The organism is Haloparvum sedimenti (genome assembly GCF_001462205.1).
Taxonomy (GTDB): domain Archaea; phylum Halobacteriota; class Halobacteria; order Halobacteriales; family Haloferacaceae; genus Haloparvum; species Haloparvum sedimenti.
In genome coordinates this window covers 29,638-35,366 of sequence record NZ_LKIR01000040.1, presented here as the reverse complement: position 1 = coordinate 35,366, position 5,729 = coordinate 29,638, and the positions used below count along the sequence as shown (strand labels likewise).

Annotated in this window: 7 protein-coding genes; 5 read left to right on the top strand and 2 right to left on the bottom strand. The window is 70.1% G+C overall.

Going from position 1 to position 5,729, the window contains the following annotated elements:
* From AN233_RS02130 to AN233_RS02110, 5 genes are all read left to right on the top strand, one after another.
* The coding region (locus AN233_RS02130) for an ABC transporter substrate-binding protein (protein ID WP_245625964.1) at window positions 1–977 on the top strand (977 nt) is incomplete at its 5' end.
* A gap of 4 nt (window positions 978–981) precedes the next feature.
* Window positions 982–1,896 carry a branched-chain amino acid ABC transporter permease gene (locus AN233_RS02125; protein WP_058365215.1) on the top strand — a complete coding sequence of 305 codons (915 nt, stop codon included), beginning with the start codon at window positions 982–984 and terminating at the stop codon, window positions 1,894–1,896.
* A complete protein-coding gene (locus tag AN233_RS02120; protein WP_058365214.1) occupies window positions 1,893–2,936 on the top strand; it encodes a branched-chain amino acid ABC transporter permease in 1,044 nt (347 codons plus the stop codon). Before AN233_RS02125 ends, AN233_RS02120 begins: the two co-directional genes overlap by 4 nt.
* The gene (locus tag AN233_RS02115; protein WP_058365213.1) at window positions 2,933–3,697 is read left to right on the top strand and encodes an ABC transporter ATP-binding protein; all 765 of its coding nucleotides are present in this window, start codon (window positions 2,933–2,935) and stop codon (window positions 3,695–3,697) included. Before AN233_RS02120 ends, AN233_RS02115 begins: the two co-directional genes overlap by 4 nt.
* The gene (locus AN233_RS02110; protein WP_058365212.1) at window positions 3,694–4,398 is read left to right on the top strand and encodes an ABC transporter ATP-binding protein; all 705 of its coding nucleotides are present in this window, start codon (window positions 3,694–3,696) and stop codon (window positions 4,396–4,398) included. The genes AN233_RS02115 and AN233_RS02110 overlap by 4 nt, the downstream gene beginning before the upstream one ends.
* A 109-nt stretch (window positions 4,399–4,507) precedes the next feature.
* On the opposite strand, the gene AN233_RS02105 is transcribed toward AN233_RS02110, so the two are convergent.
* Window positions 4,508–5,347, bottom strand: a complete 840-nt coding sequence (locus AN233_RS02105) for a VOC family protein (protein WP_058365211.1) — start codon at window positions 5,345–5,347, stop codon at window positions 4,508–4,510.
* A 97-nt stretch (window positions 5,348–5,444) separates the two neighbouring features.
* Window positions 5,445–5,729 (bottom strand): HAD family hydrolase (locus AN233_RS02100; protein ID WP_141654118.1); only part of this gene is annotated, 285 nt, incomplete at its 5' end.

The window sequence follows — 5,729 nt, the reverse complement described above, 5'->3', positions numbered from 1 at the left end:
ACGACGACGCTGACGCCATCGTCGGCCTCTTCTCCAGCGAGATCAACCCCCTCTGGGACTTCCTGCAGGACCTTCAGACGCCGATCGTCACGCCGTGGCCGGGCTCGACGTTCCTCGACACCCGCGGCGGGGACAAGGGGACGCCGGACGACCTGAGCGACGACGAGTGGGTGTGGCGGACCGTCGTCGGCGACACCGTCCACACCGGCGGGAGCGCCGTCTACGCCCTCGAGGAGGGGTACGAGACGCTCGGGATCATCAACGGCAACACGGAGGGTGAGCGCAGCTACGTCGAGGGGTTCCTCTCCGTCTACGAGCAGAACGGCGGGGAGGTCGCCGAGCGCGTCGAGGTCGAGCTCGGCAGTTCGAGCTACCAGTCGGCGCTCAGCCGCCTGTTCGACGCCGACTTCGACGCGTTCCTCGTCAGCATGCCCCAGGAGTCGGCGATCACGGCGCTGAGCGACTGGTCGGACGGCGGCTACGGCCGCCAGCCGATCCTCTCGGACACGCTGGCCCAGCAGGCGGTCATCGACCAGGTCGGCAGCGACCTCCACGGCGCGTGGGTCGCCTCGCCCGGCCGCTCCGGCCCGAGTTACGACACCTTCGAAGGCATCTACGCCGAGGAGGGCGACGCGGAGATCAACGGCTGGACGCCGCCGTCGTGGGACGCCGTGCAGGTGACCGCGCTGGCCATCGAACGCGCCGGCGAGGCGAGCCCCGAGGCGATCCAGCGGAACCTCGGCCCCGTCAGCCGCGGCGACGGGACGGCCGTCAGCAGCTTCGCGGAGGGGAAGGAGGCGCTCGCCAACGGCGAGGAGATCACCTACGAGGGCGCGGCGACGCCGGTCGACTTCACGGAGCACGGCAACGTCTTCGGCAGCGTGACCATCAGCACGGCTCAGGACGGCGCCTTCACCGCCACGAGCGAGGTGTCGGCCGAGGCCGTCCGCGAGTACGTCGCGGAAGGCGAATACTGAAGCGATGGGGCTGCTTCAGGAGGCCATCTTCGGACTGGTCACGGGGTCGTACATCGCGATCGCCGCGATCGGGTTCACCCTGATCTACGGGATCGTGAACATGATCAACTTCGCGTACGGCGAGTACCTCACGCTCGGCGCGTTCATCGGTCTCGTTGCGGCGACCGCGCTCCCGGTACCGCTCCCGGTCGCGGTCCTCGTCGCGATGATCGGCGGCGGGATCGTCAGCATCGTCCTCGCGCGCGGCTTCTTCACCCCGATCAACGACACCGGGCCGGTGCCGATGCTGCTCACCTCGATCGGCCTCGGGATCGCGCTTCGGAACGCGATCCGGCTCGTCGGTGGCCGGAGCGCACGGTACTTCGACACGGAGACCGCCACCTTCCGCTTCGACGCGGTGCCATCGCTGTCGATCGGTCCGATCGACCTGCTCGGTGGATTCTTCATCACCTCGGAGCACCTGATCGTGATCGGCGCCGCGGCCGCGGTGTTCGTGGCCATCCACGGTCTGCTGACCCGGACGGACGTCGGGATCGCGATGCGGGCGATGGGCGACGACGAGAGCCTCGCGCGCGTCCGCGGCATCGACACCCAGCTGATCCGCGACAGCGTCTGGATACTCGCGGGCGTGCTTGCGGGGCTGGCGGGCGTGCTGATGGCCATCCAGACGAACGTCAGCGCGGACACCGGGTTCAGCCACATCCTGCAGATCCTCTCGGCCGCCATCCTCGGCGGCGCGGGGAGCCCGTACGGGGCGATCCTCGGGGCGTACGTCATCGGGCTCGTGCTCGCGGTCTCGACGGCGTTCCTCCCCTCCTCGATGACCGGGCTCTCCTCGGCGGTCGCGTTCGTCATCCTCATCGGCGTGCTGCTGGTCAAGCCGAGCGGGATCGCCGGCACGGAGGTGCGTGAGGCGTGAGCGCACTCGATAAACTGCCCGCCGGCCACGGCGACCGCGCGCTGCTCGCGGGGGTCGTCTGCCTGCTCGTCGGTGCGCTCTTCGCGTTCACGCCGATGCGCGCACAGCTCCCGAGCTTCCTGTACGTCTTCGTCGAGGTCGGGATCCTCTTCGTGGTCTACGGGCTGCTCGTGCTCGGCCTCGACCTCCAGTACGGCCACGCCGGGCTGGTCAACTTCGGCCACGTCGTGTTCTTCGCGGTCGGCGGCTACGCGACCGCGATGCTGTCCGCACAGGACAGCTTCTCCGGCATCGCGCTGGGATACCCGTGGCCGATCGGACTCGCCGTCGGCGTGCTCGCGGCCGCGGTCCTGGGGCTCGGCCTCAGCGCCACCTCGATCCGGCTCCGCGGGGACTTCCTCGCGATCGTCACGCTCGCGACCGCGGAGATCTTCCACTCCGTGTTCGTCAACTTCCAGGGGATCTTCGGCGGGAACGTCGGCATCCTGGGCGTCCCGCGGCCGATCGCCGCGCTCGTCGCCGACGGCGACACCAGGCTGGTCGCGACCCTGTTCGTGCTGGGCGGCGTCACGCTCGTGACGCTGGCGGCCGTGACGCGTCTCACCGAGGCGCCGTACGGCCGCGTACTCCGCGCGATCCGGGCCGACGAACTGGTGACGCGCTCGCTCGGCAAGTCGACGATCACCTACAAGACGCAGGCGTTCGTCTACGGCGCGGCGCTGGCCGGCCTCGCCGGCGGGCTGTTCGCGCTGTACAACGGCGCGGTCGCGCCCGGCTTCTTCACGATCCAGGTGACGGTGACGATCTGGATCGGGATGCTGCTCGGCGGAGCGGCGAACCACCGCGCGGTGCTCGCCGGCCTGGCGATCATCATGGGCCTGCGGCTGGTCTCGCGGTTCGCGCTCGACGTGACGCCGGTGTCGGGCGACGTGTTCGCCTCGATCCGGCTGATCGTCGTCGGCATGATCCTCGTCGCGGTGATCCGCTACCGGCCCGCCGGGATCTGGGGCAATGCCCAGGAACTGGGGGTGGACCGATGAGCCTCCTCTCGACCGACGGACTCGTCAAGGAGTTCGGCGGCCTGCGCGCCGTCGACGACCTATCCGTCTCCGTCGAGGAGGGCGAGATCGTCGGCGTGATGGGCCCGAACGGCGCGGGCAAGTCGACGTTCTTCAACTGCGTCAGCGGCGTGATCAAACCGGACGCGGGCACGGTCACGCTCGACGGCGCGGACGTGACCGGCGACGCGCCGGAGTCGCTCGCCCACCGGGGGCTGGTGCGGACGTTCCAGGACACCCGGGAGCTGGAGACGATGACCGTCCGCGACAACGTTCGGCTCGCGGCGCCCGACCAGCCGGGCGAGCGGACGCTCCCGGCGCTGCTCCGGAGCGGCGCGATGCAGGACCACGAGGCGACGGTCCGGGAGCGAGCCGACGAGCTGATCGAGACGTTCGAGCTCGACCACCTCGCGGACGAGTACAGCAGCAACCTCTCGGGCGGTCAGCGGAAGCTCCTCGAGCTCGCGCGGGCGCTGATGTTGGACCCCGAGGTCCTCATGCTCGACGAACCGTTCGCGGGCGTCAACCCGACGCTGACCCGCGAGATCGCCGACCGCATCCGCGACCTCAACGAGAAGGGCATGACCGTCGTCGTCATCGAACACGAGATCGAGACGCTGAGCGAACTCGTCGACCGACTGGTCGTCCTCCAGCAGGGCGGCCTGCTCGTCGAGGGCGACCCGGAGGACGTGCTCTCCGACGAGCGCGTTATCGAGGCGTACCTCGGAGGTGCCGACGAATGAGCCTCCTCGAAGTGGAGAATCTCGACGCCGGCTACGGCGACCTGCAGGTGCTCTCGAACGTCGACCTCCACGTCGACGATGGGGAGTACGTCACCATCGTCGGCCCCAACGGTGCGGGCAAGTCCACGGTGATGAAGACGATCGTCGGGATCGCCACCCACCTCGGCGGCGAGATCCGCTACCGCGGGACCGACTTCGCGGGCGCGCCGCCCGAGGAGGTCGTCCGGAAGGGGATCGGCTACGTCCCCCAGTCGGACAACGTCTTCCCGACGCTGACGATCGAGGAGAACCTCAGACTCGGCGCGTACGTGCTCGATGAGGTTCCCGAGGGCCGGAAGCGCGACGTGTACGACCGGTTCCCGGCGCTCGCGGACCGCACCGACGAGGACGCCGGCTCCCTCTCGGGCGGCCAGCGCCAGATGCTCGCGATGGGCTGTGCGCTGATGCTCGACCCCGACGTGCTCCTGCTGGACGAGCCGTCCGCGGGGCTCGCACCCGACCTCGTCGACGAGATGTTCGACCGTGTCGACGAGATCAACGACGCCGGCACGACCGTCCTGATGGTCGAGCAGAACGCGAAGGAGGCGCTCCGCCGGTGCGACCGCGGCTATGTGCTCGCCGGCGGCGAGAACCGCTACGAGGACGACGGCGACGCCCTGCTCGGCGACGAGGAGGTCCGCCAGCAGTTCCTCGGCGGATAGCTCGCTGTCGCGTCGCGGTTTTTTGTCGGCGGTTTTCGAGCGACCGTTTTCTGCCAGCGCTTTTCTGCCTGCAGGTTTCCGTAGCTGCGGTTTTGTAGTGCGGCCGCAGCTACTCGTCCGTCGCGACGAGTCCCAGATACGGTCGGCCGACGGGGTGGGTGACCGGGAGCCACTCGACCGCGCGCTCCCCGACCGCGCCCGCGGTGCAGTCCGCGAAGCCGTGGTCGGCGTCCGCGTCGTACCCCAGCAAATATGCTGCGGGCGACGCGCCGAACCGCTCGACGCGGTCGGCGAGCCAGCCGTCCCCCCGCGGTCGCGCTAGCGCCACCGGCAGGCCCGGGAACGACGCGACCGTGGCGTCGAGGTCCTCGCACGCGCTTCGCGTCGGCTCGGCGGCGTCGAACGCGGTCTCGAACGCTTTGACCGAATCGTCGAGGTCCGGGACGCCGATCACGACCGTGTCCACTCCCTGAACCGGCGACGACGCCAGGTCCCCGGTCGGCTGAACGCGCCGCTCGCGCGGCGTCCGGTCCTCGATCAGGAACGGGAGCCGGGCGCCCGGATCGCCGTCTTCCAAGTACGTGAGGTCCCACTCGACGAGCGTCCCGTCCTCGCGCTCCCGCTGGAACGCGGCGGGGCCGTCGACGGGCACGCCGCGGTCGCGGAGCGTCGCGGTCCGCGCCGCGACGTCGTCGACGCCGACGGCCCACGCGCACGGGCCGCCGTTCTCCCGAATCGCCGAGTCCCACCACGGGGACGCCGCGCCGTCCTCGAGCGTCGAGATGAGCTCGACGTAGCTCCCGTCCCGGAAGCCGACGATCGCCATGTGGGTGACGCCGTTCGAGTGCTGACCGCCGTACGCGACGGGAAATCCGGCCGCCTCGAACGCCTCGGTGAGCCGGTCCAGGTCCCGCCCCGCGACGGTCACGTGGTCGATGCGGAGGTCCATGGGTGAAGGGCGGGGCCGAGGATCAAAGGCGTTCCGGGGTCGCTCCGAGGTCGGTTCGGAGTCTCCCCATGGTTGCTCCGAGGCGCTCCCGCGTCGTTCAGAGAAGGACGTCCGTCAGCGACGCGAACTCGGTGATCCGGTGGTTCGGCCGTTCGTGGCCGGAGAGCGCTTCGAGGTCCGTCCCGCCCTCCCCGGACTCCCGCTCGTGGTCCAGAAGCACCGTGTCCATCCCGACCGCGTTGCCGCCCTCCACGTCCGCTCGCACCGAGTCGCCGACCATGACCGCCTCGCTCGGGCGCAGGTCCAGCTCCGCCAGCGGGAGCGTGAACATGATCGCCGACGGCTTCTCGCGGCCGGTCTCCTCGGAGGTGAGCACCTGGTC

Bases quoted from the DNA above. Each gene is read 5' to 3' on its own strand.
- AN233_RS02115 (WP_058365213.1), top strand. From the start codon at position 2,933: ATGAGCCTCCTCTCGACCGACGGACTCGTCAAGGAGTTCGGCGGCCTG.
- AN233_RS02110 (WP_058365212.1), top strand. From the start codon at position 3,694: ATGAGCCTCCTCGAAGTGGAGAATCTCGACGCCGGCTACGGCGACCTG.
- AN233_RS02125 (WP_058365215.1), top strand. From the start codon at position 982: ATGGGGCTGCTTCAGGAGGCCATCTTCGGACTGGTCACGGGGTCGTAC.
- AN233_RS02105 (WP_058365211.1), bottom strand. From the start codon at position 5,347: ATGGACCTCCGCATCGACCACGTGACCGTCGCGGGGCGGGACCTGGAC.